The sequence below is a fragment of the Agromyces sp. S2-1-8 genome, assembly GCF_021129215.1.
Lineage (GTDB): Bacteria > Actinomycetota > Actinomycetes > Actinomycetales > Microbacteriaceae > Agromyces > Agromyces chromiiresistens.
Window position 1 is genome coordinate 980,687 of the sequence record NZ_JAJOLP010000001.1, and the last position, 23,363, is coordinate 1,004,049.

At 70.8% G+C, this 23,363-nt stretch carries 25 protein-coding genes; 19 read left to right on the forward strand and 6 right to left on the reverse strand.

Annotation, left to right across the window (positions count from 1 at the left end; all coding sequences use genetic code 11):
* The first annotated feature begins 1 nt into the window (after position 1).
* The 5 genes from LR269_RS04505 to LR269_RS04525 all read left to right on the forward strand — a co-directional run bounded on the left by LR269_RS04505 (position 2) and on the right by LR269_RS04525 (position 4,230).
* Positions 2-994 (forward strand): LLM class flavin-dependent oxidoreductase, encoded by a 993-nt coding sequence (locus tag LR269_RS04505; protein WP_231429572.1) that lies wholly within the window; start codon positions 2-4, stop codon positions 992-994.
* A 126-nt stretch (positions 995-1,120) separates the two neighbouring features.
* Positions 1,121-1,957 carry an ABC transporter ATP-binding protein gene (locus tag LR269_RS04510; RefSeq protein WP_231429573.1) on the forward strand — a complete coding sequence of 279 codons (837 nt, stop codon included), beginning with the start codon at positions 1,121-1,123 and terminating at the stop codon, positions 1,955-1,957.
* Positions 1,954-2,790 carry an ABC transporter permease gene (locus tag LR269_RS04515; protein WP_231429574.1) on the forward strand — a complete coding sequence of 279 codons (837 nt, stop codon included), beginning with the start codon at positions 1,954-1,956 and terminating at the stop codon, positions 2,788-2,790. Before LR269_RS04510 ends, LR269_RS04515 begins: the two co-directional genes overlap by 4 nt.
* Positions 2,787-3,626, forward strand: a complete 840-nt coding sequence (locus tag LR269_RS04520; protein ID WP_231429575.1) for an ABC transporter permease — start codon at positions 2,787-2,789, stop codon at positions 3,624-3,626. Before LR269_RS04515 ends, LR269_RS04520 begins: the two co-directional genes overlap by 4 nt.
* 355 nt (positions 3,627-3,981) lie before the next feature.
* The gene (locus LR269_RS04525) at positions 3,982-4,230 is read left to right on the forward strand and encodes a hypothetical protein (RefSeq protein ID WP_231429576.1); all 249 of its coding nucleotides are present in this window, start codon (positions 3,982-3,984) and stop codon (positions 4,228-4,230) included.
* Here the strand turns inward: LR269_RS04525 and LR269_RS04530 are convergent.
* Positions 4,227-5,069: a MerR family transcriptional regulator gene (locus LR269_RS04530; protein ID WP_231429577.1), complete on the reverse strand. Its 843-nt coding sequence runs from the start codon at positions 5,067-5,069 to the stop codon at positions 4,227-4,229. The two genes, LR269_RS04525 and LR269_RS04530, sit on opposite strands and share 4 nt — an antisense overlap.
* Positions 5,070-5,357: 288 nt before the next feature.
* Between LR269_RS04530 and LR269_RS04535 the strand changes: the two genes are divergently transcribed.
* Entirely contained in the window at positions 5,358-6,197 is an 840-nt protein-coding gene (locus LR269_RS04535; RefSeq protein WP_231429578.1) for a response regulator transcription factor, read from the forward strand.
* Between the two features lie 21 nt (positions 6,198-6,218).
* Here LR269_RS04535 and LR269_RS04540 read toward each other — a convergent pair whose 3' ends face one another.
* Both LR269_RS04540 and LR269_RS04545 read right to left on the reverse strand, forming a co-directional pair.
* On the reverse strand, positions 6,219-6,839 hold the full coding sequence (locus LR269_RS04540) for a GNAT family N-acetyltransferase (protein WP_231429579.1): 621 nt from the start codon (positions 6,837-6,839) through the stop codon (positions 6,219-6,221).
* A gap of 146 nt (positions 6,840-6,985) precedes the next feature.
* The gene (locus tag LR269_RS04545; RefSeq protein ID WP_231429580.1) at positions 6,986-8,080 is read right to left on the reverse strand and encodes an ABC transporter substrate-binding protein; all 1,095 of its coding nucleotides are present in this window, start codon (positions 8,078-8,080) and stop codon (positions 6,986-6,988) included.
* A 212-nt stretch (positions 8,081-8,292) separates the two neighbouring features.
* Between LR269_RS04545 and LR269_RS04550 the strand changes: the two genes are divergently transcribed.
* The 6 genes from LR269_RS04550 (at position 8,293) to LR269_RS04575 (ending at position 12,917) form a co-directional block, all read left to right on the forward strand.
* Positions 8,293-8,433, forward strand: a complete 141-nt coding sequence (locus tag LR269_RS04550) for a hypothetical protein (protein WP_231429581.1) — start codon at positions 8,293-8,295, stop codon at positions 8,431-8,433.
* 203 nt (positions 8,434-8,636) lie between these two features.
* On the forward strand, positions 8,637-9,650 hold the full coding sequence (locus LR269_RS04555) for an alcohol dehydrogenase catalytic domain-containing protein (RefSeq protein WP_231429582.1): 1,014 nt from the start codon (positions 8,637-8,639) through the stop codon (positions 9,648-9,650).
* Complete coding sequence (locus LR269_RS04560) at positions 9,640-10,860, forward strand: CaiB/BaiF CoA-transferase family protein (protein WP_231429583.1); 1,221 nt, start codon at positions 9,640-9,642, stop codon at positions 10,858-10,860. Before LR269_RS04555 ends, LR269_RS04560 begins: the two co-directional genes overlap by 11 nt.
* Positions 10,857-11,720 carry an amidohydrolase family protein gene (locus tag LR269_RS04565; RefSeq protein WP_231429584.1) on the forward strand — a complete coding sequence of 288 codons (864 nt, stop codon included), beginning with the start codon at positions 10,857-10,859 and terminating at the stop codon, positions 11,718-11,720. The genes LR269_RS04560 and LR269_RS04565 overlap by 4 nt, the downstream gene beginning before the upstream one ends.
* A gap of 10 nt (positions 11,721-11,730) precedes the next feature.
* Positions 11,731-12,570: a hypothetical protein gene (locus tag LR269_RS04570; RefSeq protein ID WP_231429585.1), complete on the forward strand. Its 840-nt coding sequence runs from the start codon at positions 11,731-11,733 to the stop codon at positions 12,568-12,570.
* A complete protein-coding gene (locus LR269_RS04575) occupies positions 12,570-12,917 on the forward strand; it encodes a hypothetical protein (protein ID WP_231429586.1) in 348 nt (115 codons plus the stop codon). Before LR269_RS04570 ends, LR269_RS04575 begins: the two co-directional genes overlap by 1 nt.
* Positions 12,918-12,927: 10 nt before the next feature.
* On the opposite strand, the gene LR269_RS04580 is transcribed toward LR269_RS04575, so the two are convergent.
* The 3 genes from LR269_RS04580 to LR269_RS04590 form a co-directional block, all read right to left on the reverse strand.
* Positions 12,928-13,128, reverse strand: coding sequence for a hypothetical protein (locus tag LR269_RS04580; protein ID WP_231429587.1), 201 nt, complete (start codon positions 13,126-13,128; stop codon positions 12,928-12,930).
* A gap of 80 nt (positions 13,129-13,208) precedes the next feature.
* Positions 13,209-14,183, reverse strand: coding sequence for an EamA family transporter (locus LR269_RS04585; RefSeq protein WP_231429588.1), 975 nt, complete (start codon positions 14,181-14,183; stop codon positions 13,209-13,211).
* A gap of 113 nt (positions 14,184-14,296) precedes the next feature.
* On the reverse strand, positions 14,297-15,385 hold the full coding sequence (locus LR269_RS04590) for a 2-phospho-L-lactate transferase CofD family protein (protein WP_231429589.1): 1,089 nt from the start codon (positions 15,383-15,385) through the stop codon (positions 14,297-14,299).
* A gap of 53 nt (positions 15,386-15,438) precedes the next feature.
* Here LR269_RS04590 and LR269_RS04595 point away from each other — a divergent pair, with 53 nt between their 5' ends.
* The 7 genes from LR269_RS04595 (at position 15,439) to LR269_RS04625 (ending at position 23,347) form a co-directional block, all read left to right on the forward strand.
* Positions 15,439-16,380: an AraC family transcriptional regulator gene (locus LR269_RS04595; protein WP_231429590.1), complete on the forward strand. Its 942-nt coding sequence runs from the start codon at positions 15,439-15,441 to the stop codon at positions 16,378-16,380.
* A gap of 86 nt (positions 16,381-16,466) precedes the next feature.
* Positions 16,467-16,802 carry a hypothetical protein gene (locus tag LR269_RS04600; protein ID WP_231429591.1) on the forward strand — a complete coding sequence of 112 codons (336 nt, stop codon included), beginning with the start codon at positions 16,467-16,469 and terminating at the stop codon, positions 16,800-16,802.
* A 120-nt stretch (positions 16,803-16,922) separates the two neighbouring features.
* Positions 16,923-17,771, forward strand: a complete 849-nt coding sequence (locus tag LR269_RS04605) for a nitrilase-related carbon-nitrogen hydrolase (protein WP_231429592.1) — start codon at positions 16,923-16,925, stop codon at positions 17,769-17,771.
* 90 nt (positions 17,772-17,861) lie between these two features.
* Entirely contained in the window at positions 17,862-19,304 is a 1,443-nt protein-coding gene (gene hydA / locus LR269_RS04610; RefSeq protein WP_231429593.1) for a dihydropyrimidinase, read from the forward strand.
* A 58-nt stretch (positions 19,305-19,362) separates the two neighbouring features.
* The gene (locus LR269_RS04615) at positions 19,363-20,394 is read left to right on the forward strand and encodes a TIGR03842 family LLM class F420-dependent oxidoreductase (protein ID WP_231429594.1); all 1,032 of its coding nucleotides are present in this window, start codon (positions 19,363-19,365) and stop codon (positions 20,392-20,394) included.
* Between the two features lie 22 nt (positions 20,395-20,416).
* Positions 20,417-21,742: an aspartate aminotransferase family protein gene (locus LR269_RS04620; RefSeq protein ID WP_231429595.1), complete on the forward strand. Its 1,326-nt coding sequence runs from the start codon at positions 20,417-20,419 to the stop codon at positions 21,740-21,742.
* A 111-nt stretch (positions 21,743-21,853) separates the two neighbouring features.
* Positions 21,854-23,347 (forward strand): CoA-acylating methylmalonate-semialdehyde dehydrogenase, encoded by a 1,494-nt coding sequence (locus LR269_RS04625; protein WP_231429596.1) that lies wholly within the window; start codon positions 21,854-21,856, stop codon positions 23,345-23,347.
* Positions 23,348-23,363 lie beyond the last annotated feature (16 nt).

Consider the following 23,363-nt stretch of genomic DNA (forward strand, 5'->3'; position numbering starts at 1 on the left):
CATGAAATTCGGACTGCTGCTGCCGCACTTCGGCGAGGAGGCGAGCCGCGAGAAGTTGCTCGAGGGCTCGAAGCTCGCCGAGGAGAAGGGCTTCGACTCGGTCTGGGTGCGCGACCACCTCGTGTTCGAGCCGCACGGCGAGATGGAGAAGCCGAACCGCACCTTCTACGACGCGCTCACGACGCTCACCGCGATCGGCGCCGTGACCGAGAAGCTCGAGCTCGGCACGGGCTCGCTCATCCCGTTCCGCCACCCGCTCGTGACGGCGCTCATGGCCGGCACGATCACCCAGCTCGTCGGGCCGCGGCTCATCCTCGGGTTCGGCGCCGGCACCTTCGACCACGAGTTCGAGGCCGTCGGCTGGGGCGACCTCAACCGCGTCGAGATGGTGCGCTCGAACGCCGAGATCCTGAAGCGGGTGTTCACCGAGAACGACGTCACCTACGACGACGGCATCTTCTCGTTCGAGAACGTGACGATCGAGCCGAAGCCCGTCGGCGGGCCGGTGCCGTTCTGGTACTGCGGCGCGACGCCCGCGTCGGCCCGACTTGCGGCCGAGTACGCCGACGGCTGGATGCCGGGACGCATCTCGCTGCGCACGATGGAGAAGCGCATCGAGGTCATGAAGAGCATGACGGATGCCTCGGGGCGGCCGATGCCGACCGTCGCCGTGATCCCGCCGACGTCGATCGAGGACACCCGCGAGGAGGCGCTCAAGCACGTGAACATCCCGGGCCTGCTCGCGTGGGCGAACAAGGCGCGGTTCACGGTGAAGCCGGAGTCGGGCAGCTTCCAGACCGTCGAGGACCTCGAGGGCCAGCTCATCGTGGGCGACCCCGACCAGGCCGTCGAGGAGATCCGGAAGTTCGAGGCGCTCGGCGTCGAGCACCTCGTGTTCGACTTCCGGTTCAAGTTCGACCGCTTCTTCGAGCAGATCGAGCTGCTCGGCACGGAGGTGCTGCCGAAGTTCCGCCAGGGGCAGGCTGCGGCGTGACCCTGCCTCTGCCGGTCGAGTAGCGAGCGAAGCGAGCGTATCGAGACCATCACACGGGTCTCGATACGCTTCGCTCCTCGACCGGCGATGAAGCCATCGACACGAAACCTCAACGAGGAGGAGCGAATGACGACGACGACCGAACCACGCGTGCCGGAGGCATCCCCGTCTGCACCGTTGATCTCAGTGCGGGACCTCTCGGTCGCGTACGACGTGGCCCGCACCGGAAAGCGCCTCATCGCGATCGAGGGCGTCGACCTCGACGTGCACGAGGGCGAGTTCGTGACGGTGCTCGGGCCGTCGGGCTGCGGCAAGACGACGTTCATGAACGTCGTCGCCGGGCTCGTGAAGCCGTCGACGGGCACCGTGCTCGTCGACGGCTCGCCCGTCACCGGGCCCGGGCCCGATCGCGCCGTCGTGTTCCAGGACTACGCGCTGCTGCCCTGGCGCACCGTCTTCGACAATGTGAAGTTCGGGCTCGAGATGCAGAAGGAGCTGCGCGGCGACGGCTGGCGCGACCGGGTGCAGGAGGCGATCGAGCTGGTCGGCCTCGCCGGCTTCGAGTCGTCGTACCCGCGCGAGCTGTCGGGCGGCATGCAGCAGCGCGTCGGGCTCGCCCGCGCGTTCGTCGCCGAGCCCCGCATCCTGCTCATGGACGAGCCGCTCGGCGCCGTCGACGCCCTCACCCGCGAGGTGATGCGCGACGAGATCGACAAGCTCATCCAGAAGACCGGCAAGACCGTGCTCTTCATCACGCACTCGATCGAGGAGGCGATCCTGCTCGGCGATCGCATCGTGGTGTTCAAGAGCCATCCGGGTGCGATCAAGGAGGTCATCGAGACCGGGCTCGAGCGGCCGCGCTCGGAGCGCAGCGTGCAGCACGACCCGCGCTTCCTCGAACTGCGCGACCATCTCTGGGACGCCCTGCAGGGCGAGGCGACGGCGGCGGCGGTCTCGAAATGAGCGCCTTCCTCGCGAGCGGGCCGAACCTCGGCCGCGGTGGCGGCGTCGCGGCCTGGCTGGCGGGGCTGAGCCCGGCCGGCAAGGCGGGCGTGCTCGCGGCCGAGGTGGTCGTCATGCTGCTCGTCTGGCAGGTCGTCGTCGGCGTGCTCGGGTGGATCAACCCGGTCTTCCTGCCGCCGCCGACCGCGATCTGGCAGGGCTTCGTGCAGCTCGTCGCGTCGGGCGTGCTGTGGCCGAACCTGCTCATCTCGTTGCAGGCGTGGCTCATCGGCTTCGTCATCGCCGCCGTGATCGCGATTCCGCTCGGCCTGCTCATGGGCACCTCGCTGCCGGTCGACCGGGTCGTCGGCCCGATCGCGTGGACGATCTACGCGACCCCGTCGATCGCCTACCAGCCGCTCGCGAAGGCGTGGTTCGGGTTCGGTATCGGGCCGGTCGTCTTCCTCGTGGCGATCAGCGCCTTGTTCCCGATCCTGCTGAACGTGGCGGCGGGCATGCGCACGACGAACGCCTCGATCATCAGGGCGGGGCGCGTCTACGGCGCGACCCGGATGCAGCTCTACCGGTCGGTGTACCTGCCGTCGACCGTGCCGTTCCTCTTCGCCGGCCTCCGGCAGGCGGTCGTGCTCGCGACGATCGGCATGGTCGTCGCCGAGCTGTCGGGCTCGGCGATCGGCATGGGAGCCCTCATCATCAAGTCGGTCAACACCTACCAGACCGGCCAGGCGTACGCGGCGATCGCCATCGTCATGCTGTGGAGCGTCGGGATGGCGCAGCTCGTGACCCTCGTCGAGCGATGGGTCGCCCCGTGGACGAGGAAGGGCCGGCGATGAGCGTCACCAGCGCGACCGGAACCATGCGCATCGTGCGGCCCCGCCGGGTCGTGCGCCGAGACGAGGCGAAGTGGACGTGGCTCCTCATCGGCGTGGTCGCGGCGATCCTGCTCGTCTGGGAGGCGGCGGTCAGCTGGCTGCACCTGGTGCCCGAGGCCTTCCTGCCGCCGCCCACGGCGGTCGCGGCATCCTTCGCGCAGCTGATGGTCGACCCCGCGTTCTGGCAGGCGTTCGCCTACAGCCTGACGAACGTCGTGATCGGGCTCGTGCTGGCGATCGTGGTCGGCGTGGTGGTCGGCCTCGCGGTCGGCTGGTCGGCGGCGCTGCGGTTCACGGTCGCGCCGTTCCTGTGGCTGCTGTACTCGACGCCGAAGGTGGCGCTCGCGCCGCTGTTCATCCTCGCGCTCGGGCTCGGCAGCGCGTCGAAGATCGCGCTCGTGTTCCTGCTGGCGGTGTTCCCGATCATCCTCAACACGATGGAGGGCGCCGTCACGGTCGGCGGCTCGCTCGTGAACGCCGGCCGCGTGTACGGGGTCAACGGCCTCGCGCTCGGCTGGAAGGTCATCTTCCCGGCGACCCTGCCGTACAGCCTGTCGGGCATCCAGCGCGGCGCGGCGCTCGCCTTCACTGGCGAGGTGCTGGGCGAGTTCCTCGGCGGTACCGGCGGACTCGGCCACATGCTCGAGTTCGCGGCGTACCAGTTCGAGATGGCCGAGGCGATCGCGCTCGTCATCGTGATGGTGATCATCGCGAACCTGACGCTGCTGCTCATCTCGACGCTGCGCCGCCGGCTCGCGCCCTGGTACGACGACCGCAAGATCGCGGGGGCGTCGTGACGCTGTCGCCGCCGGTCGAGTAGGCGTCTTCCGCCGATCGAGCAGCGAAGGGGAGCGCATCGAGACCGCTCCACCCGCAGGCCGCCGGCCCCCGCCTCATGCGCGACGACGGGGGCCGGCTCTCGCGCGTCGGCCGCGGTGGCGGGCGGTGCAGATGCGGAGTGCAGAGCTTCGGGGGTGTGCGCGGCGTGCCGCCGCATGACACGCCGCCGGCGCAGCAGGACTTCCTGCGGTGGGCGCAGCACCTGCCGCGAACGCCGAGTTTGCGGTTTCGGCAAGCTTCGTTGCGCCGGCGGAGGGGAACTCGACACTGTGGATTCTCGTCCCCACGTTCCACTCGCTCCGAGAGGCACCCTTGAGCATCGAGACTCCTGCGTCCACCCCGAAGCCGCCCAGCCAGCACGAACTCGCGCTCATGATCTGGCTCGCGGTGACCCCCACCTTGCTCGTCATCAATCTCGCGCTGGGCCCAGTGCTCGCGGTGCTGCCGGTCGTGCCGCGAACGATCGTCGTCGTCACGATCGCCGTTCCGATCGTGATCTACGCGGTCATGCCCACCCTCCACAGGCTCCGTCGGAGGCTCCTCGCACGCCGCACCGCCTAGGCCGCGCGGCCGGCGGTTCGCTCGCCCGCGCCGCCGGCCGGCGGTTCGGCGAGCGAGACGGGGACGGCGATGCTCATCACCTCGCCCGTCGCGCCGGTGGCGAAGGACGGCAGGTAGACCTCGCGGTTCGGGCCCTCGCGCTGCGGCCCGCAATGAGCGGTCAGGAAGTCGTGCACGCCGACCAGGAGCGCCTGATCGTCCGCGTGCACCTGGTCGAGGCTCACGAACACCTCGTCGTGCGCGGGGTCGAGCGTGATCTCCATCCCCTCCGGCGGTCGGATGGCTCCCTCGAACGGCGCGCACACTCGGAGGTCCGCGGGGTACGTCTCGGTGGCGCGAGACCGGAACTCGACGTACACCGGGCCGCCGAGCGGTGCGTCGGCCGCGGTGAGCGCAGCGAACACGCGGCCCGTCAGATCGCGGAGCACCGCACCCGTGTCGGCCAGCGAGGCCTCGCCCCGCACGCCGAGCACGGCCCGTTCGGGGATCGTGCGCCGTCGCACCTCGAGGCCGGCCGGGAGCGCGACCTCTCCCCGCAGCAGAGTCCGCACGTAGTCGAGCGCCTCGTCCGAACCGACCGCGTGTCGCCGATGCCGGTCGCGCATCGTGTCGAAGGCGGCGGCGGAATCGTCGGCATCGAGGACGGTCGCGACCTCGGCGAGCGACACGTCGAGGCTGCGAAGCAGCACCACCCGCCGCGCTCGCTCGACCTGATCCTCGGCGAAGATCCGCCGGTCGGCATCGTCGCGCCGTGAGACCAGCAGGCCGCGGTCCGCGTACAAGCGGATCGCCTTCTGCGATACCGAAGTGAGCCGTGCGATCTGGCCGGTCGTGAACATGGCTCCCACCGTACGAGCTGCCCCAGGGGAAGGCGCAACACCATCCGTGCGAAGCCCCGCCGCATGTGCGCGACGATGTGGCCGGCTTCTGGGCGCCGGACAGGGTCGCCTGGCCGAGCACCATGGTGCCGACCCGGCCACCCGCCAGGCTCCCGATCGACCTCTGCCAGTTCCGCCTCACGCTGAGGCGGAACTGACATTGCTCCTGTGGGCAATCGTCCTCCTCCTTCGGGAGGAAGGGCAGTCAACCGGCGCCTGAACGTCCAGCGAGCAGCGTAGCTTTGCGGCATGCGTGCAATGGGTCGGGGCAGGTTCCTTCTGGAGATCGCGGTCGGGGGAGTCCTCGTCGCATGGTGGTTGCAGGTCGAGTGGCACAGTCTCAGCACGTCCGTGCCGCTCCGCTCCGACACGTTCACCGGATCGCCGTACGCGACGATCACCGTGATCGGTCTGGGGCTGGTGTTCGCGTCGGCCCGATCGCGGCCCTGGGTCGCCGTTGCCGTGCTCGGCGTCATCCTCGTCTGCCAGTTGCTGTTCTGGCCGGCACGGTTCAGTCAGACGGGATGGGTCGCGTATCTGATCCTGCTTCCCGTGCCCTACCTGCTCGCCGAGTCATCGCCGGTCCGTCATCGGCGCTGGCTCCTGGCGTCGGTGATCGCCGGAGCGCTCGCGGTGGCGGCGCTCCTCACACTCCCGAGCCTCTCGATGTCGGGGGTGTGGGGAACGATCAACGGAAAGCCGTGGGATGCACCGCCGCTCTGGCCCGATATCGCCACCTGGACGGTCGTCTGCGTCGCCGCCGCGCTCGGGATGTGGGCGCTCGGATCGCGCAGCGCACGTGCGCGGCGGGAAGATTCGACGTCGGCATCGCCGCTCGTGAAGACGGCTCCAGCAGCGCCGTCGATCGCCCCGCCGGAAGGCCTCGATCTGCTCTCGCCTCGCGAGCGGGAGATCTTCGTCCTCGTCGCGGCCGGCATGACCAATGCGGAGATCGCACGGCGCGCCTTCATCGCCGAGACCACCGTGAAGAGTCATGTGAGCAGCATCCTCGGCAAGATGGACGCGTCATCGCGGAGCGAGCTCATCGCTCTGGCGCACGCCGGCGGGCTCATCGGCACCGGTCGATAGTGTGGGCGACCGGCGCCGATCTCAGCCCTGCGACCCCGTGCTCGCGATCCGCTGCACCAAGCCGGCCTTCACAGCCGGCCACTCGTCGGCGAGTACCGAGTACACAGCGGTGTCCCTCCACGTGCCGTCGGCCCGCCTCTGATCCCGACGGAGTGCGCCCTCGAATCGAGCGCCCAACCGTTCGATCGCGCCCCTGGAGCGGGCGTTCGCGCTGTCGGCCTGAATCCTCACTCGGCCGAAGCCTTGGTCGAACGCGAACCCCAGCACGAGCAGCTTCGTCGCAGCGTTGACCGCGGTGCCCCAGACCTCGGGGTCGAACGCGGTGGCGCCGACGTGCGTCGACTCATTGCGGAGGTCGAACTCTCCCAGCCACGTTGCGCCGACGACCCGACCGGCTGGGTGTCCGGCCCCTCGCACGGTCCACGCGACCGACGGCTGATCCTCGAGGTAGTACGACTCGATGAATCGCTCGAACGACGGCAGATCCCGCGGCAGCGCGGCGATCCCGCCGCCATATCCGTTCGTGAAGACCTCCTTGCGCCCGATGGCATGGAACAGCTCGGGGATGTCGGCGTGCGTCATCGGCGCGAGGGAGACGACCGGTCCCTCGAGTGAGACGGGGCGAGGCAGGACTGCGGTCATCCGACGAGTGTCGCATCGCGGTCCGCGCCCCCGGTCGACGTCGACGGCCCACCCGCGCGCGAGAGCCCCCGCCGTCATGCGCTGCGGCGGGGGCTCTCGGTGGAAGGTGCGAGTCGCGAGGTGGCGCGAGTCGCTGAGCGATCAGCTCACTTCGACACGTCGCCCGGGTAGACGAGGTCGGCCGGCCCCTCGTTGGTGAGGCCGAGCAGCTCCTGCGCCTTCAGCAGGTACACGAGCTGCGACTCGTCGAACTCGAGCGGCTGCAGGTTCTGCGTCTCGATCGTCGTGTCCCACGCCTCGGTGTCGAAGGAGAGGTTCGGGCACGCGAGGTGGCCGTCGAGCACCCAGGGGCTCTCCGAGTCGCGCAGGTCGGCGACGTCGAAGTCGTTGGCCTCGTAGATGTCGAGCACGGAGTCGACGTTCTCGGGGAACTCGCCGGGCGCCGGCGCGGTCATGTAGTCGGTCGCCTTGATCGTCGCCCGCAGGAACCGCACGAGCGAGTTCGGGTTCTCGGCGGCCCAGCCGGTGCCCGCGACCTGCACGTCGTTGGCCCAGTTGCGCAGCGACTCGACGATGATGTTCGCGCCGTGCTCCTCGAGCGCGGGACGGTCGTCGGCGTAGAACGGCTGCATCGAGATCTTGTCGTTCACGAAGAACTCGGTCCACGACTCGGAGCCGGGGCCGGGGTAGACCACCTCGGTCTGCACCGTGTCGAGGTCCCAGCCCTCCTCCTTCAGCACGCGCTTGCGCTGGAACTCGGCGGGGTCGCCGGGGGTGCCCGCGAGCACGATCGACGTACCGTCGAGGTCGTCGACCTTCGTCACGCCCTGCTGGGCGGCGAAGTCGAAGTTCTGCCGGCAGTAGTGGCCTCCGACGAGGTCGACGCCGACCCCGCCGCGGATCGCCTCGATGACGGTGCCGGTCGACTCGACGCCGATGTCGGCGCTGCCCGACGCGACGGCCGCGGTGACGTTGTCGGCGGTGATGACCTCGACGTCGAGGCCCTCCTCCTCGTAGTAGCCGAGGTCGTTCGCGAGCACGTACATCGAGTACATCGTGATGTCGGGGAAGGGGATGGCCACCGTGATCTCGGTGTCCTCGGCGGCACCGGGCTCGCCGTCGGCGAGTTCGACCGGGTCGGATGACGCGCCGGGGCCGGCGGCGGCGCAGCCCGCGAGCAGCGCCAGTGCTGCCAGGGCGGCGATCGCGGCGCGGCCGGATCGGGGGATGGATGTGCGCATGACTCTCCATTTCTCAGTGGGATGCCTCGCGGCCGGCCCGGCGAGAAACGGAGGCCGCTCGCGAAGTTGTGGATACGGTATCCAAAAATGAGGGAACTGTCCATGGTCATCGCGAGACCACCGTTCGTCCGGTCCGAGCGAGGGGCGCACAGGTCGACCGCGTAGGGTTGCGCGCACGGGGCCGTTCGAGCTCCCGATCAAAGGTCGTCACCATGTCCGGCAAGTCCCCCAAGAATTCGTCATCGAAGACCGCAGCCACCCGCACGCTCAAGGAGAAGCGGGCCGACAAGAAGTCGAAGGCCGCCAGCCGTGCCGGAAGCGACATCAGCGACGTGACCTCGCGGAAGAAGTGAGGTAACGGCGGGGTCAGGGCGGCGCGCCGGCGCGCGCCCTCGACCCCCGCCGACGAGCTCCGAGTCATCCGTGACTTCGGAGCCTGCTTCGGCGAGCATGGATCGATGCCGATCCTGTCCATCGCTGGACGGCGGTGGCCAGTTTGGATACCGTATCCAGAAATGGGCCGAACGGCCCTCGAGCGCTCGACGAGGAGGCGACGGTGCGCGCAGCGGTGCTCTCGGCCCACGGCCTCGACGGTCTCGCCGTCGCCGAGCGCGGGGCGCCGGGCCTCGCGGCCGGCGAGGTGCTCGTGCGCGTCGAGACCGTGGGCGTCAACCAGCTCGACCTCAACGTCATCGCGGGCGTCGGCCCCGGTGTCGCGGCGAAGCTGCCCCGCGTGCTCGGCATCGACCCCGCCGGCGAGATCGTCGCAGTCGGCGACGGCGTCGACCCGGCCCGCCTCGGCGAGGCCGTCGTCGTGAAACCCAACATCGCCTGCGGCGGGTGCCCGGCCTGCGCGCGGGGGCGCGAGGCCGACTGCCCCGCGCAGGTCGTCGTCGGCGTGCACCGCGACGGCGGAGCCGCCGACCTCGTCGCCGTGCCGGCGCGCAACGCGTTCCCGCGCGGCGCGCTGCCGTCCGCTGTCGCGACGGCGGCCGTGCACAGCGTGCCGATCGTGCTCAACGCCATCGAGACGGCGGGGGTCGCCGAGGGCGAGCGCGTGCTCGTCACGGGCGCGGGCGGCACGCTCGGCCGGGCGGCGACCGCGCTCGCCGCGCACCTCGGCGCCGACGTCGTCGCAGCCTCGCGAGGCTCGCTCGACGAGGCACCGCCCGGCGTGCGCGCGATCCGCGCCGACGGGACCGCCCGACTGCGCGCCGCGCTCGCCGCAGAACAGCCCGGCGGCTTCGACGTCGTCATCGACGTCAGCGGCCACGGGCCGACGCTCGGTGCGGGCGTCGCGGCGCTCTCGTGGGCGGGGCGAGCGGTGTTCTGCGCCGCCTCGGTCGACCCGGGCGTCGAGCTCGACTCCCGCGACTTCTACCTCAGGCGCAAGCGACTCATCGGCGTCGCGAGCGCCGACTACGCCCAGGTGCGCCGTGCGCTCGACCTCGTGGCCGCGGGTGCGGTGACTCCCGCGATCGGCGCACGCTACGACCTCGGCGACGTGCGCGGGGCCTACCGCGACTTCTCCGACTCGCCGCCAGGAAAGGTGATCATCGATGTCAGCTGAACGTGAGGGTTTCGAGTCGGCTCCCTCGTCGCCTCCTCGAGCGGCGGGCCCGCTCGCCGGCATCCGCGTGGTCGAGCTCGGCCAGTACATCTCGGGCCCGTACGCGGCGAAGCTGCTCGCCGACCTCGGCGCCGACGTGATCAAGGTCGAGTCGCCCGACGGCGACCCGATGCGCCGCTGGGAGGGCCACGGCGCCATGAGCCCGCAGTTCGCCGCCTACAACCGCGGCAAGCGCGCGGTAGTGCTCGACCTCAAGGGCGAGCGCGGACTCGCCGAGCTGCTGCGGCTCGCGGGTGACGCCGACGTGCTCATCGAGAACTTCCGCCCCGGGGTCGCCGAGCGGCTCGGCTTCGGGCCCGACGTCCTGCGCGCGCGCAACCCGCGCCTCGTCAGCTGCTCGATCACGGGCTTCGGGGCCGAGGGCCCGTACGCGAAGCGCCCCGCCTACGACACCGTGATCTCGGCGGTCGGGGGCATGTACAGCCAGGTGGTGCCCGAGCACATCCTGCGGCCGATGGGGCCGGCGTTCTCCGACCTGCTCTCGGGCATGCAGGCCGCCCAGGCGGTGCTCGCGGCGCTGCACGCCCGCAACGCGAGCGGTGAGGGCGAGCACATCGAGGTGTCGATGGTCGGCTCGCTCATCGACTTCCTCACCGAGGCGGCGTCGACCTACCTCGAGACCGGCCAGGTCGCGGGGCCCGACTCTCGCCCGCGGCGGGCGCAGGCCTACGCGTGCCGCGGCTCCGACGGCCGGGCGTTCGTGATCCACATGTCGGTGCCCGAGAAGTTCTGGACCGGCCTCGTCGACGTGCTCGAGCACCCCGAGCTCGCCGAGGACCCGCGTTTCGCGACGCGCGAGGCTCGCGTGCGCAACTACGACGATCTCGACGTCGAGCTCAAGAAGATCACGGCGCGGATGCCTCGGCAGTACTGGCTCGATCGCCTGGTCGAGCACGACATCCCCCATGGGCCGCTCAACACCGTCGCCGATCTCTTCGACGACCCGCAGGTCGCGTCGATGGGCCTCGTCGAGGAGATCGCCGGGCACGAGGGGCCGCTGCGGGTGCCGGTGCCGAGCACCCGGTTCCACCGCAGCGGTCGCCCGGCGCTGCGCGCCGCCCCGAGGCTCGGCGAGCACGACGGGCGACTGCTCGGCGAGGCATCCACGATCATCGACGACGTCGCCGTCGCAGAAGGGACCCGCGCATGACCCGCACCGACGAGCTCGTCGCGATCGACGTGCACACCCACCCGCAGACCGAGGAGTTCCTCGCCGCCATGGGCAAGCGCCACCAGCAGATGGCGAAGCACTTCGGGCGCGAGCGGCCGGTCGTCTCGTTCGCCGAGCAGGCCGACCAGTACCGCGACCGCAGGATGATGGCGGTGATCGTGAACTCCGACTCGGAGACGACCTCGGGCATCCCGGGCGCGCCGAACGACCTGCTCGGCAGGGCGCAGGTCGACCACCCCGACGCGTTCATCGCGTTCGCGGGCATCGACCCGTGGAAGGGCGAGGCCGCGATCGCCGAGATCCGTCGCATGCATGGCGAGTACGGCATCAAGGGCGTGGGCGAGCTCAACGCCTCGCGGCAGAAGTTCCTGCCGAACGACCGCCGCTTCTTCCCGATCTGGGAGGCGTGCGCCGAGCTCGGGCTCGTGGTGATGTTCCACTCGGGCTTCCCCGGGGCGGGCGCCGGCACACCCGGCGGGGGCGGGTACCGGCTCGAGAACGCGCGCCCGATCCCGTACCTCGACGACGTCGCGGCGGAGTTCCCCGAGCTCAAGGTCATCAGCGCCCACCCGGCCTGGCCGTGGCACCTCGAGAACCTCGCGATGGTGTGGCACAAGTCGAACGTCTACCTCGACCTCTCGGGCTGGGCGCCGAAGTACCTGCCGCCCGAGGTCGTGCGCTACGCCGACTCGCTCATCACCGACCGGGTGCTGTTCGGCTCGGACTGGCCGGTGATGACCGTCGACCGGTGGCTGACCGAGTTCGACGACCTGCCGTTCAAGCCCGAGTCGCGGCGGAAGATCCTGCTCGACAACGCCCGCAAGCTGTTCGGAATCTGAGAGGCGAGACATGGCCGAACTCGTGCTCGCGGCGGCGACGCCGCACAACCCGCTGCTCTGGCGCGCGATGCGCGACCCGATGCCCGACGACCTCGCGGGGGTCGCGGCGAACTTCGCGCGCTTCCGGCGCGCGTTCGCCGAGCACGACGTCGACGTCGTCGTCGTCATCGGCACCGACCACCTGCGGCAGTTCTTCTACGACACGTCGCCGGCGTTCGTCGTCGGCAAGGCCGACTCGTACCACGGCACGTGGGAGAACGAGGTGCGCACGTTCGGCATGGACGCCGTGGAGGTCTCAGGCCACCGGGAGCTCGCCGACGAGATCTCGGGACGCACCGTGCTGCCCGAGGCGATCGACTTCGCAGTGAGCCTCGAGTGGCGGCTCGACCACAGCTTCGTCATCCCGCTGCAGTACGTCAGGCCCGAGCTCGACCTGCCGGTCGTGCCGATCCACACGAACGCCTCGATGCCGCCGGTGCCGAGCGTGCGACGCTTCATCGCGCTCGGCGAGCACCTGAGCCGGGCGATCTCGTCGTGGGAGTCGGACGCGCGCGTCGCGATCCTCACCTCGGGGCACATGGCGAACGACGTCGGCGGTCCGCGCACGTTCGCGGGCTCGCCCGACCCCGCCTTCGACGAGGCGGCCGCCGCGTGGATGCGCGACGGCGACCTCGACGGGGCGATCCGGGTGTGCAGCGACTTCGAGCGCATCACCGAGGCCGGATGCATGACCTACCAGTACCTCAACGCGATCACCGCGCTCGCGGCGATGGGCCGCCCCGCCGACTTCGTCGACGTCGCCGAGTCGCGCTTCGCGTCGAGCCCGTTCTTCCTGTGGGGGAGCCGCTGATGACGAAGTACATGGTCGACAAGTTCATGCGGTACGTCGAGCTGAGCGACGCGCGCGTGGCGGCCTACGTCGCCGATCCGGCGGCCTACGTCGAGGGATGGCTCGGCGCCGGCGCCGGCGCGGAGGGCGCGACCGACGACCGCGTGCTGACCGAGGCGGAGCGCGCGGCCTTCGCCGCCCGGGACTACGCGGCGCTCTACGCGCTCGGCGCCCACCCCTACCTGCTGTGGCACTTCACCGAGGCGGTGCATGCTCACGAGTTCACTCCCGAGCAGGGATGGCGCGAGCTCGTCGAGCGGTATCGTGCCGGCGTGGCGCCGCAGGGGGTCGTCGACTACATTCCGTAGGGCGGTCGGTTCACTCCTCCACGCCGGGGTCGCCGCCGTCGAGCCCGCCGTCGGTCGAGTCGGTCATCGGCTCGGCGTCGTCGGTCGTTCCTCGCTCGTCGGAGGCGCGCTCGCGGTCCTCGACGTCGCGGGCCAGGCGCTCCGCCCGCTGGTCGCCCGCGCGCCGGGCCTCGGTGTCGGCGGTGGTCTCGGGATCGTTCATCGAGGTCATGTCGCCCTCCAGGGTCGCTCGTCCGGGTACGCGACCACGCTCGCAGCAGGCGGTCCGTCGGGCAACGGGCTTGACAGGGCTCAGGCGACGCCGAGCAGCACCGAGGCCGCGAGTGCGAGCAGCGCGCCGACGAGCTGCACGCGTGAGAGGTGCTCGCGCAGCACGATCCAGGCGAGCGCCATCGTCGCGAGCGGGTAGAGGTTCGTGAGCACGGCGACGACGGCGACGTTGCCCGCGTGCAGCCCGAGCATGAGCAGCACGTTCGCGATGCCCGTGAGCAGGCCGGCCGCTGCCGCGGACAGCATCGCGGTCGAGGCCAGACCGTGCGTCCCGGCCTCTGCAGGAGATTCGTCGCCATCCTCGGTGCGGGCGGGGGAGCGGTCGGATTCTCGAGCAGGAGCTGCGGACTCGAGCGACGCGGCGGGCGGGTCGAGCAGCGCGAGCAGGCGGCGGATCGGTGCGCTCATCGGCGCGAGCAGTGCGACGGCGAGCAGCACGACCGCGCCCGTGACCGAGTCGAGCAGCACCGGGATGAGCCCCGAGTCGTCGGGCACCCGGTCGAGGGCGACCGTCGCGAAGCCGAAGCCGAGGCCGGCCGCGAGCGTGAACACGACCGTGCGGGTGCTGAGGCCGCTGACGCTCAGCCGATGCTCCATGCCGATCAGCACCGAGCCGACGACCGCGGCGACGACGGCCACCCAGACCAGCGGGCCGAGCGGATCGCCGATGACGAGTGCCGCCGCGACCGGCGCCGCCGAGCTCAGCAGGGCGATGACGGGCGTCACGAGCGAGATCGGCCCGGCGGCCAGTGCCGCGAAGAACGCGAGGAAGCCGATGAGCGCGAGCACCCCGGCGATGAGCCCGCTCGTCACCGCCGGCAGCGACCAGACCCCACCGGTCGCCGACACCACGACGACGAGCACGAGCGCGGCGACCGCGTAGTTGACCGTCGTCGACGCGAACACGGTCGCGCGCCGCGCCGCGACGCCGCCGAGGAAGTCGGCGACGCCGTAGGCGAGCGCCGCACCGAGCGCGAGCGCCACGACTGCGATCATCGCCCAATCCTCCCGCGGCCGACCGACACCCTGCCATCGCACGACTGCCTGCCGTCGAGCACATCCGGTCGGTCGACCGGGTCGACCGGGTCGACCGATCGCTCGCCCACGCGCTACTCGACGGTCGGCAGGGCGCCCGCGAGCTCGAGCGCGGCCTCGGCGAGCGCCGCCGAGGTGTCGACGTCGCGCATCCACAGCGGCACCGCGGCCGCGACCAGCCCGGCCTCGGCGAGCGGGCCCAGCGCCGAGGCATCCGTCTCGTCGACGAGCCAACCGTCGATGATGCCGCCACCGGATCGCGCGCCGTAGTGCCGGCCGACCGCCTCCGCGCTCGTCTCGACGCCGATGACCGGCAGGCACGCATCGGCCATGCCGCGCACGACGCGGCCGCCGATGATCGGCGAGACGCCGACGACCGGTGCGGATGTCGCGGCGAGTGCCTCGCGGATGCCGGGCACCGCGACGATCGTGCCGATCGACACGACGGGGTTCGACGGGGCGACGAGCACCACGTCGGCGCCCTCGATCGCCTCGACGACGCCGGGGGCCGGCCGGGCCGAGGCGAGGTTCCGCTGCGTGAAGGCGAGCGCGGGGACGGCGGCGCGGTGCCTGGTCCACCACTCCTGGAAGTGCATCGCCGCCCTCGTCGGCGCGCCGTCAGGCGGCGGTGCGTCGGCCGGCGCCCCGGCGACCGAATCGCCCAGTGCGGCGGCATCCACCGTGACCCAGGTGTCGACCTCGGTGTCGGTCGCGGGGACGAGTCGCGCCCCGAGCGGCCAGCGCCGCTGCAGGCGGTCGCCGACCTGCGACGGGGTGAGGCCCTCGCGCAGCCACGCGGTGCGGGCGAGGTGCGTGCCGAGGTCGAGGTCGCCGAGGGTGAACCACGGCCAGCCGACGCCCCACTCGCGCAGCTCCGCGGCGACGCGTTCGGTCTCGCCGGCGCGACCCCAGCCGCGCTCGGTGTCGTTGACGCCGGCGAGGGCGTAGAGCAGCGAGTCGAAGTCGGGCATGAGCCGCACGCCCGCGAGCCACACGTCGTCGCCGGTGTTCACGACGACGGTGATCTCGTCGGGGGAGGCGCCGCCGGGCCGCTCGCCGACCGCCGCCCCCGCCTGCGCGTCGGCACGACGCCGCACGGCCTCTCGCAGCCCGAGCACGAAACGGGAACCGCCGACGCCGCCGGCCAGCACGGTGATCTTCACCCTGACATCGTCCCATCGGCCGCGGCCCCTCGAAAACGAGGCAGGATGGTCCGATGGGCGAGGTGATGAGGCTCCGATCCGGAGACGTCGGCGTGGTCGAGCCGATCTGGCAGCAGTTCGCCCCGAGCGCGCGCATCAAGCGGGTCGAGCCCGCACGATTCCGGTTCGAGTGGGATTCGGCCTCGCTCGACGGCTTCTCGGTCGTCGAGTACCGGCTCGACGCCGACGTGGACTCCGTGGTCGACGCCGCCGACCAGCTCTTCGTCTGCCAGTTGACGACCCCCGGCGGCGGCGTGGGCACCGCACGCACCGCGTTCGACGCGGCGATGCCGTGGGCCTGCAGCCGCAGGCCGGTGGAGGCGAGCTGGCGGGGCGAGGCGCAGGTGCGGGCGTTCATCTTCGACCTCGCCGGCGCCGAGCGCCTGGCGCGGCGCATGAGCGGCGACGACGCGCTGCGGCTGCGGGTGCTCGACCCGCAGCCGAGATCGGCGGCCGCCGGACGCGCCTGGCTCAGCGCGTTCGACCACGTTCGTCGTTCGCTCGTCGACGACGGCGGGCACGACGAGCCGCTCATCGCGGCCGAGCTCGCCGCCCACGCGCTGCGGATCACGCTCGCCGCGATCCCGACGACCTACCTCGACACGATCGAGCGGTCGCCGCAGCGCGGCCCGGCCGACGCCACCGTGCGCCGTGCGATGGCCTACATCGACCAGCATGCGCGCGAGCCGATCACGGTCGACGAGGTCGCCGAAGCCGTGCACATCTCGACGCGCGGGCTGCAGTACGCGTTCCTGCGGTCGACGGGCGAGTCGCCGATGCAGTACCTGCGACGCGTGCGCCTCGCCGGCGCCCACGACGAGCTCGTCCTCGGCGTCGAGGCGGTCGCGGTCGTCGCCCGGCGCTGGGGGTTCGGGCACTCGTCGCGCTTCGCGCGCTACTACCGCGAGCAGTACGGCTGCACGCCGAGCGAGCAGCTCCGCCGCGCGCGTTCCTGACGTCGTTCGTCATCTGCAGCGAGTCGTTCGCATACCGGCTGCTTCCGCAGCGCCCCGGGGGCGACCGCGCTCCTACGCTCGATCGCATGGGCACCATCTACTACGGCAGCGGCTTGAGCACCCGCATCGAGGACCGCGCGCTCGCGCACCTCAAGGTCGCGATCATCGCGAAGCTGCGCCGCAACGAGAGCTTCACGCTGTCGTGGGCGCATCCCGAGGACCACCCCGAGGGTCGGAGCACTCTCTGGCTGCACCCCGCGATCCCGCTGCGCTTCGTCTTCGACGAGCCGGAGGCGCCCGAGCTCAACCGCGAGTGGCTCGAGCAGCTCATGCGTTCGGCGAACAGCACCGGCGGCATCCAGCTCGTGCCCGAGCACCTCGAGCCGCTGCAGCAGTCGCAGCCGCAGCGAGAGGTGGCCTGACCCGACCCTCCCTCGCGTGCTCATCCGAGCAGCCCATTGCCCCATCCGCGCCCCGGCGAGAGTATGGGTCGACAGGCACCATGAGCCACGAGAGCACCTCGAAGTGCGGCAGGAGGCAGCATGACCACCGTCCGAGCGGCCATCACCCAGACGACCTGGACCGGCGACAAGGCATCGATGCTCGACAAGCACGAGCAGTTCGCCCGAGACGCCGCAGCGCAGGGCGCGCAGGTCGTCTGCTTCCAAGAGCTGTTCTACGGCCCGTACTTCGGCATCACGCAGGATCAGAGGTACTACCGCTTCGCCGAGGCGGCCGACGGGCCGATCGTGCAGCGCTTCGCCGCGGTCGCGAAGGAACTCGGCACCGTCATGGTGCTGCCGATCTACGAAGAGGCCGAGACCGGGGTCTACTACAACACCTCGGTGCTGGTCGACGCCGACGGCGAGATCCTCGGCAAGTACCGCAAGCACCACCTGCCGCACCTCGACCGGTTCTGGGAGAAGTTCTACTTCCGCCCCGGCAACCTCGGCTACCCCGTCTTCGACACCGCGGTCGGCCGGGTCGGCATGTACATCTGCTACGACCGGCACTTCCCCGAAGGGTGGCGCGAGCTCGGCCTGAACGATGCGCACATGGTGTTCAACCCGAACGCGACGAAGCCCGGCCTCTCGAACCGCCTGTGGGAGGTCGAGGGCCCGTGCGCCGCGGTCGCCAACGGCTACTTCGTGCTGCAGCCGAACCGCGTCGGCCGCGAGGACAACGAGTACGGCGAGCTCGCCGTCGACTTCTACGGCACGAGCCAGGTCATCGACCCGCGCGGCAACTTCGTCGGCGAGCGCGGCTCGAGCGAGCACGAGGAGCTGCTCGTGCGCGACCTCGACCTCGACATGGTGCGGCAGATGCGCGACGACTGGCAGTTCTACCGCGACCGCCGGCCCGACTCCTACACGAAGATCGCGAAGCCGTGAAGTCGTCGATCGAGTAGCGAAGCGGATCGAGATCACGCAGGTTCTCGATACGGCCACCGGCCTACTCGACCGGCGGAGATTGGAGCATCAATGACCACGACCCTCATCACCGGCGGCACGGTCGTCAGCGCGACCGGTCGCGCCGCGGCCGACGTGCTCATCGGCGGCGAGCGCATCGTCGCCCTCCTCGAACCGGGTTCCGAACTGCTCGGCACGGATGTCGCGGCGAGCGCCGATCGCGTCATCGACGCCACCGGCAAGTACGTGATCCCCGGCGGCATCGACGCGCACACGCACATGCAGCTGCCGTTCGGCGGCACCGAGGCGAGCGACACGTTCGAGACGGGAACGCGTGCCGCCGCGCACGGCGGCACGACGTCGATCATCGACTTCGCCGTGCAGCGCTACGGCGAGCGCGTGCAAGACGGCCTCGCCGCCTGGCACGAGAAGGCCGCGGGCAACTGCGCGATCGACTACGGCTTCCACCAGATCGTCGGCGGCGTCGACGACGACGCCCTCGCCGCGATGCGCGCGCTGCCCGACGAGGGCATCTCGAGCTTCAAGCTCTTCATGGCCTATCCGGGCGTCTTCTACTCCGACGACGCCCAGGTGCTGAAGGCGATGCAGGTCTCGCGCGACACCGGCATGCTCACGATGATGCACGCCGAGAACGGGCCGGCGATCGACGTGCTCGCCGAGCAGCTCGTCGCAGCGGGCAAGACCGACCCGTACTTCCACGGCATCGCCCGAGCCTGGGAGATGGAGGAGGAGGCGACGCACCGCGCGATCATGCTCGCGAAGCTCACGGGCGCCCCGCTCTACGTGGTGCACGTGTCGGCGAAGCAGGCGGTCGAGCAGCTCGCGTGGGCGCGCGACAAGGGGCAGAACGTGTTCGGCGAGACCTGTCCCCAGTACCTCTACCTCTCGCTCGAAGACCAGCTCGCCGCATCCAGCGACCAATGGGGTGCCTTCGAAGGCGCCAAGTGGGTGTGCTCGACCCCGCTGCGCTCGCGAGAAGAGGGGCACCAGCAGGCGATGTGGCAGGCGCTGCGCACGAACGACCTGCAGATGGTCTCGACCGACCACTGCCCCTTCTGCATGAAAGACCAGAAAGAGCTCGGGCTCGGCGACTTCCGCAAGATCCCGAACGGCATCGGCGGCGTCGAGCACCGCATGGACCTCATGTACCAGGGCGTCGTGACCGGCGAGATCACCCTCGAACGCTGGGTCGAGCTCACGTCGACGACGCCGGCGCGCATGTTCGGGCTGTACGGCCGCAAGGGCGTCATCCAGCCCGGCGCCGATGCCGACGTCGTGGTCTACGACCCGAACGGGCGCACCTCGATCGGCTACGGCGAGGGACGCACGCACCACATGAACATGGACCACTCCGCGTGGGAGGGCTTCGAGATCGACGGGCACGTCGACACGGTGCTCTCGCGGGGCAAGGTCGTCGTCGACGGCGGCGAGTACCTCGGCGCCAAGGGCGACGGCCGGTTCCTGAAGCGCGGCCTGAGCCAGTACTTGAGCTGACGTCGTCGGTCGAGGAGCGCGAAGCGCGTATCGAGACCACGGCATGGAAGGAGACGAAATGGACTTCGGCGCAGTGCTGCAGACCAACCCGCCGTCGGCGCGGGCGATCCAGCTCGCCAAGCTCGCGGAGGACCACGGCTTCAGCCATGTGTGGACGTTCGACTCGCACCTGCTCTGGCAGGAGCCGTACGTGATCCACTCCCAGATCCTCGCCGAGACGCGCAAGATCACGGTCGGCCCGTTCGTGACGAACCCCGCCACCCGCGACTGGACGGTCACCGCGAGCGTGTTCGCCACGCTCAACGAGATGTACGGCAACCGCACGATCTGCGGGATCGGTCGCGGCGACTCGGCGGTGCGGGTGACGAACGGCAAGCCGACCACGATCGCCGAGCTGCGGGAGTCGATCCACGTCATCCGCGAACTCGCGAACTCGCGGCCGGTCGAGTACCACGGCTCGACCCTGCAGTTCCCGTGGAGCGAGGGGTCGAAGCTCGAGGTGTGGGTCGCCGCGTACGGTCCGCTCGCGCTCAAGGCCGCCGGCGAGGTCGGCGACGGCTTCATCCTGCAGCTGGCCGACGTCGACATCGCGGCGTGGATGATCCGGCACGTGCGCGAGGCCGCCGAGGCCGCGGGCCGCGACCCCATGTCGGTGAAGATCTGCGTGGCCGCCCCCTTCTACATCGGCGACGACCGCGCGCACATGCGCGACCAGTGCCGCTGGTTCGGCGGGATGGTCGGCAACCACATCGCCGACATCGTGGAGAAGTACGGCTCGAAGTCGGAGGCCGCGGGCGGGGCCGTCCCCGAGGCGCTGTCGTCGTACATCGCCGGTCGCAAGGGCTACGACTACAACGAGCACGGCCGCGCCGGCAACACGCACACCGACTTCGTGCCCGACGAGATCATCGACCGCTTCTGCCTGCTCGGCAACGCCGACGAGCACATCGAGAAGCTCGAGCAGCTGAAGGCGCTCGGCGTCGACCAGTTCGCCGGCTACCTGCAGCACGACAACAAGGAGGAGACGCTTCGCGTCTACGGCGAGACCGTCATCCCGGCGCTCGCCGACCACGTCACCGCGAAGCGCTGATCCGTTCGACGAAGGGCACCCCATGACCGACAGCCTCACCGACGGGCTCGACGAACTCGCGCGAGAGCTCGACCAGGCGCACGTGTTCCACTCCTGGTCGGCGCAGGCGGCGCCGCCGGGACTCGTCGTCGCGAGCGGTCGCGGCTCGCGGGTGTGGGACCACGCCGGACGCGAGTACCTCGACTTCTCGAGCCAGCTCGTGAACGTCAACATCGGGCACGAGCACCCGGCCGTCGTCGCCGCCATCCGCGAGCAGGCCGAGCTGCTCACGACGATCGCACCGTCGACCGTCAACCTCGCCCGCGGCGAGGCGGCCAAGCGTATCGTCGACCGAGCGCCCGACGGCTTCTCGAAGGTGTTCTTCACGAACGGCGGCGCCGACGCGAACGAGAACGCGGTGCGTATGGCACGCCTGCACACCGGCCGCGACAAGGTGCTCTCGACGTACCGCTCCTACCACGGCAACACCGGTGCGGCGATCGTCGCGACGGGCGACTGGCGGCGCATGCCGAACGAGTTCGCCCGCGGCCACGTGCACTTCTTCGGTCCCTACCTGTACCGCTCGGAGTTCTGGGCGTCGACGCCCGAAGAGGAGTCGGAGCGCGCCCTGCGTCACCTCTCCCGGGTGATCGAGTCGGAGGGGCCGCAGACGATCGCGGCGGTGCTCCTCGAGACGATCCCCGGCACCGCAGGCGTCCTCGTGCCGCCGCCCGGCTACCTCGCCGGGGTGCGTGCGCTGTGCGACGCGCACGGCATCCTGCTCATCCTCGACGAAGTGATGGCGGGGTTCGGTCGCACCGGCCGCTGGTTCGCGTTCGACGGCTACGACGTGCGCCCCGACCTCATCACCTTCGCGAAGGGCGTGAACTCGGGCTACGTGCCCGCCGGCGGCGTCGTGATCTCCGACCCGATCGCGGCGACCTTCGACGACCGGGTGTTCCCGGGCGGGCTCACCTACTCGGGCCATCCGCTCGCGATGGCGTCGATCGTCGCAACCCTCGACGCCATGTCGTCGGAGCGCATCGTGGAGCACGCCCGCGAGATCGGCGCCGAGGCGATCGCCCCGGCCCTCGGAGACCTCGCCGACCGGCACGACGTCATCGGCGAGGTGCGCGGCGAGGGCGTGTTCTGGGCCGTCGAGCTGGTCGCCGACCGCAAGACCCGCGAGCCGCTGCCGGCCGCGGCCATGGGCCGCATCAAGTCCGCGCTCATCGGGCGCGGGCTGCTGCCATTCATCCAGGACAACCGCATCCACGTCGTGCCGCCCTGCGTCGTCACGGCCGACGAGGTCGCCGAGGCGGCCGCGATCTACGACGACGTGCTGGCGACCGCACTGGTCGCCGACTAGCGGAGAAGGAGGTCGGTCGAGGAGGCGCGCAGCGCCGTATCGAGGTCACACCGGCATGCTGGTCTCGATGCGCTCCTTCGTCACCACTCGACCGGCGAGAGGAGGACGATCATGACCGACACCATCCAGCACTGGATCGGCGGGGCGCCTGCGGGCGGCGACGCCGCCCGCACCGGACCCGTCTACAACCCCGCGCTCGGCGTCGAGCAGAAGCGGGTGGCGTTCGCCGAGGCATCCGACGTCGATGCCGCGGTGGAAGCCGCGGCCGGCGCCTTCCCCGCCTGGCGCGACACCTCGATCGCGAAGCGCCAGCAGGTGATGTTCCGGTTCCGCGAACTGCTGAACGAGCGGTCGGGCGAGCTCGCCGAGATCCTCACGAGCGAGCACGGCAAGGTGCTCGGCGACGCGCAGGGCGAGATCTCGCGCGGCCTCGAGGTCGTCGAGCTCGCCTGCGCGATGCCGTTCGCGACGAAGGGCGAGTACTCCGAGAACGTGTCGACCGGCGTCGACGTGTACACGCTGCGCCAGCCCGTCGGCGTGGTCGGCATCATCTCGCCGTTCAACTTCCCGGCGATGGTGCCGCTGTGGTTCTTCCCGCTCGCGATCGCGACCGGCAACACGGTCGTGCTGAAGCCCTCCGAGAAGGACCCGTCGGCTGCGGTCTGGCTCGCCCGGCTCATGCAGGAGGCGGGGCTGCCCGACGGCGTGCTCAACGTCGTGCACGGCGACAAGGTCGCCGTCGACGCCTTGCTCGAGCACCCGACCGTGCGCTCGATCTCGTTCGTCGGCTCGACGCCGATCGCACGGTACATCTACGCGACGGCCACCGCGAACGGCAAGCGGGTGCAGGCCCTCGGCGGCGCGAAGAACCACATGCTCGTGCTGCCCGACGCCGACCTCGACCTCGCGGCCGACGCCGCGGTGAACGCCGGCTTCGGCTCCGCGGGCGAGCGGTGCATGGCGATCTCCGCGGTGCTCGCGGTCGAGCAGGTCGCCGACGAGTTCGTGGCGAAGGTCGCCGAGCGGATGTCGCGGCTCACGACCGGCGACGGTCGGCGCGGCTGCGACATGGGCCCGCTGATCACCCGCGAGCACCGCGACAAGGTCGCCGGCTACCTCGACGTGGCGGCGACCGACGGCGCGAGCGTCGTCGTCGACGGGCGCGACCCGCAGGTCGACGGCGACCCGAACGGCTTCTGGATGGGCCCGACCCTCGTCGACCGGGTGCCGACATCGTCGGCGGTGTACCGCGACGAGATCTTCGGCCCCGTGCTCTCGGTCGTGCGGGTCTCGGGCTACGAGGAGGGGCTCGGGATCATCAACGCGTCGCCCTACGGCAACGGCACCGCGATCTTCACGAACGACGGCGGGGCCGCCCGCCGGTTCCAGCGCGAGGTGACGGTCGGCATGGTCGGCATCAACGTGCCGATCCCCGTGCCGGTGGCGTACCACTCGTTCGGCGGCTGGAAGGACTCGTTCTTCGGCGACGCGAAGGCCTACGGCGCTCGCGGCTTCGACTTCTTCACGCAGGAGAAGGCGATCACCTCCCGCTGGCTCGACCCGAGCCACGGCGGGATCAACCTGGGCTTCCCGCAGCACGAGTAGCCGCGGGCGCGCCTCA

Bases quoted from the DNA above. Each gene is read 5' to 3' on its own strand.
- LR269_RS04505 (WP_231429572.1), top strand. From the start codon at position 2: ATGAAATTCGGACTGCTGCTGCCGCACTTCGGCGAGGAGGCGAGCCGC.
- LR269_RS04625 (WP_231429596.1), top strand. From the start codon at position 21,854: ATGACCGACACCATCCAGCACTGGATCGGCGGGGCGCCTGCGGGCGGC.
- LR269_RS04615 (WP_231429594.1), top strand. From the start codon at position 19,363: ATGGACTTCGGCGCAGTGCTGCAGACCAACCCGCCGTCGGCGCGGGCG.
- LR269_RS04510 (WP_231429573.1), top strand. From the start codon at position 1,121: ATGACGACGACGACCGAACCACGCGTGCCGGAGGCATCCCCGTCTGCA.
- LR269_RS04595 (WP_231429590.1), top strand. From the start codon at position 15,439: ATGGGCGAGGTGATGAGGCTCCGATCCGGAGACGTCGGCGTGGTCGAG.
- LR269_RS04550 (WP_231429581.1), top strand. From the start codon at position 8,293: ATGTCCGGCAAGTCCCCCAAGAATTCGTCATCGAAGACCGCAGCCACC.
- LR269_RS04570 (WP_231429585.1), top strand. From the start codon at position 11,731: ATGGCCGAACTCGTGCTCGCGGCGGCGACGCCGCACAACCCGCTGCTC.
- LR269_RS04575 (WP_231429586.1), top strand. From the start codon at position 12,570: ATGACGAAGTACATGGTCGACAAGTTCATGCGGTACGTCGAGCTGAGC.
- LR269_RS04520 (WP_231429575.1), top strand. From the start codon at position 2,787: ATGAGCGTCACCAGCGCGACCGGAACCATGCGCATCGTGCGGCCCCGC.
- LR269_RS04530 (WP_231429577.1), bottom strand. From the start codon at position 5,069: ATGTTCACGACCGGCCAGATCGCACGGCTCACTTCGGTATCGCAGAAG.
- LR269_RS04620 (WP_231429595.1), top strand. From the start codon at position 20,417: ATGACCGACAGCCTCACCGACGGGCTCGACGAACTCGCGCGAGAGCTC.
- LR269_RS04545 (WP_231429580.1), bottom strand. From the start codon at position 8,080: ATGCGCACATCCATCCCCCGATCCGGCCGCGCCGCGATCGCCGCCCTG.
- LR269_RS04600 (WP_231429591.1), top strand. From the start codon at position 16,467: ATGGGCACCATCTACTACGGCAGCGGCTTGAGCACCCGCATCGAGGAC.
- LR269_RS04605 (WP_231429592.1), top strand. From the start codon at position 16,923: ATGACCACCGTCCGAGCGGCCATCACCCAGACGACCTGGACCGGCGAC.
- LR269_RS04580 (WP_231429587.1), bottom strand. From the start codon at position 13,128: ATGACCTCGATGAACGATCCCGAGACCACCGCCGACACCGAGGCCCGG.
- LR269_RS04535 (WP_231429578.1), top strand. From the start codon at position 5,358: ATGCGTGCAATGGGTCGGGGCAGGTTCCTTCTGGAGATCGCGGTCGGG.
- LR269_RS04515 (WP_231429574.1), top strand. From the start codon at position 1,954: ATGAGCGCCTTCCTCGCGAGCGGGCCGAACCTCGGCCGCGGTGGCGGC.
- LR269_RS04540 (WP_231429579.1), bottom strand. From the start codon at position 6,839: ATGACCGCAGTCCTGCCTCGCCCCGTCTCACTCGAGGGACCGGTCGTC.
- LR269_RS04560 (WP_231429583.1), top strand. From the start codon at position 9,640: ATGTCAGCTGAACGTGAGGGTTTCGAGTCGGCTCCCTCGTCGCCTCCT.
- hydA (WP_231429593.1), top strand. From the start codon at position 17,862: ATGACCACGACCCTCATCACCGGCGGCACGGTCGTCAGCGCGACCGGT.
- LR269_RS04565 (WP_231429584.1), top strand. From the start codon at position 10,857: ATGACCCGCACCGACGAGCTCGTCGCGATCGACGTGCACACCCACCCG.
- LR269_RS04585 (WP_231429588.1), bottom strand. From the start codon at position 14,183: ATGATCGCAGTCGTGGCGCTCGCGCTCGGTGCGGCGCTCGCCTACGGC.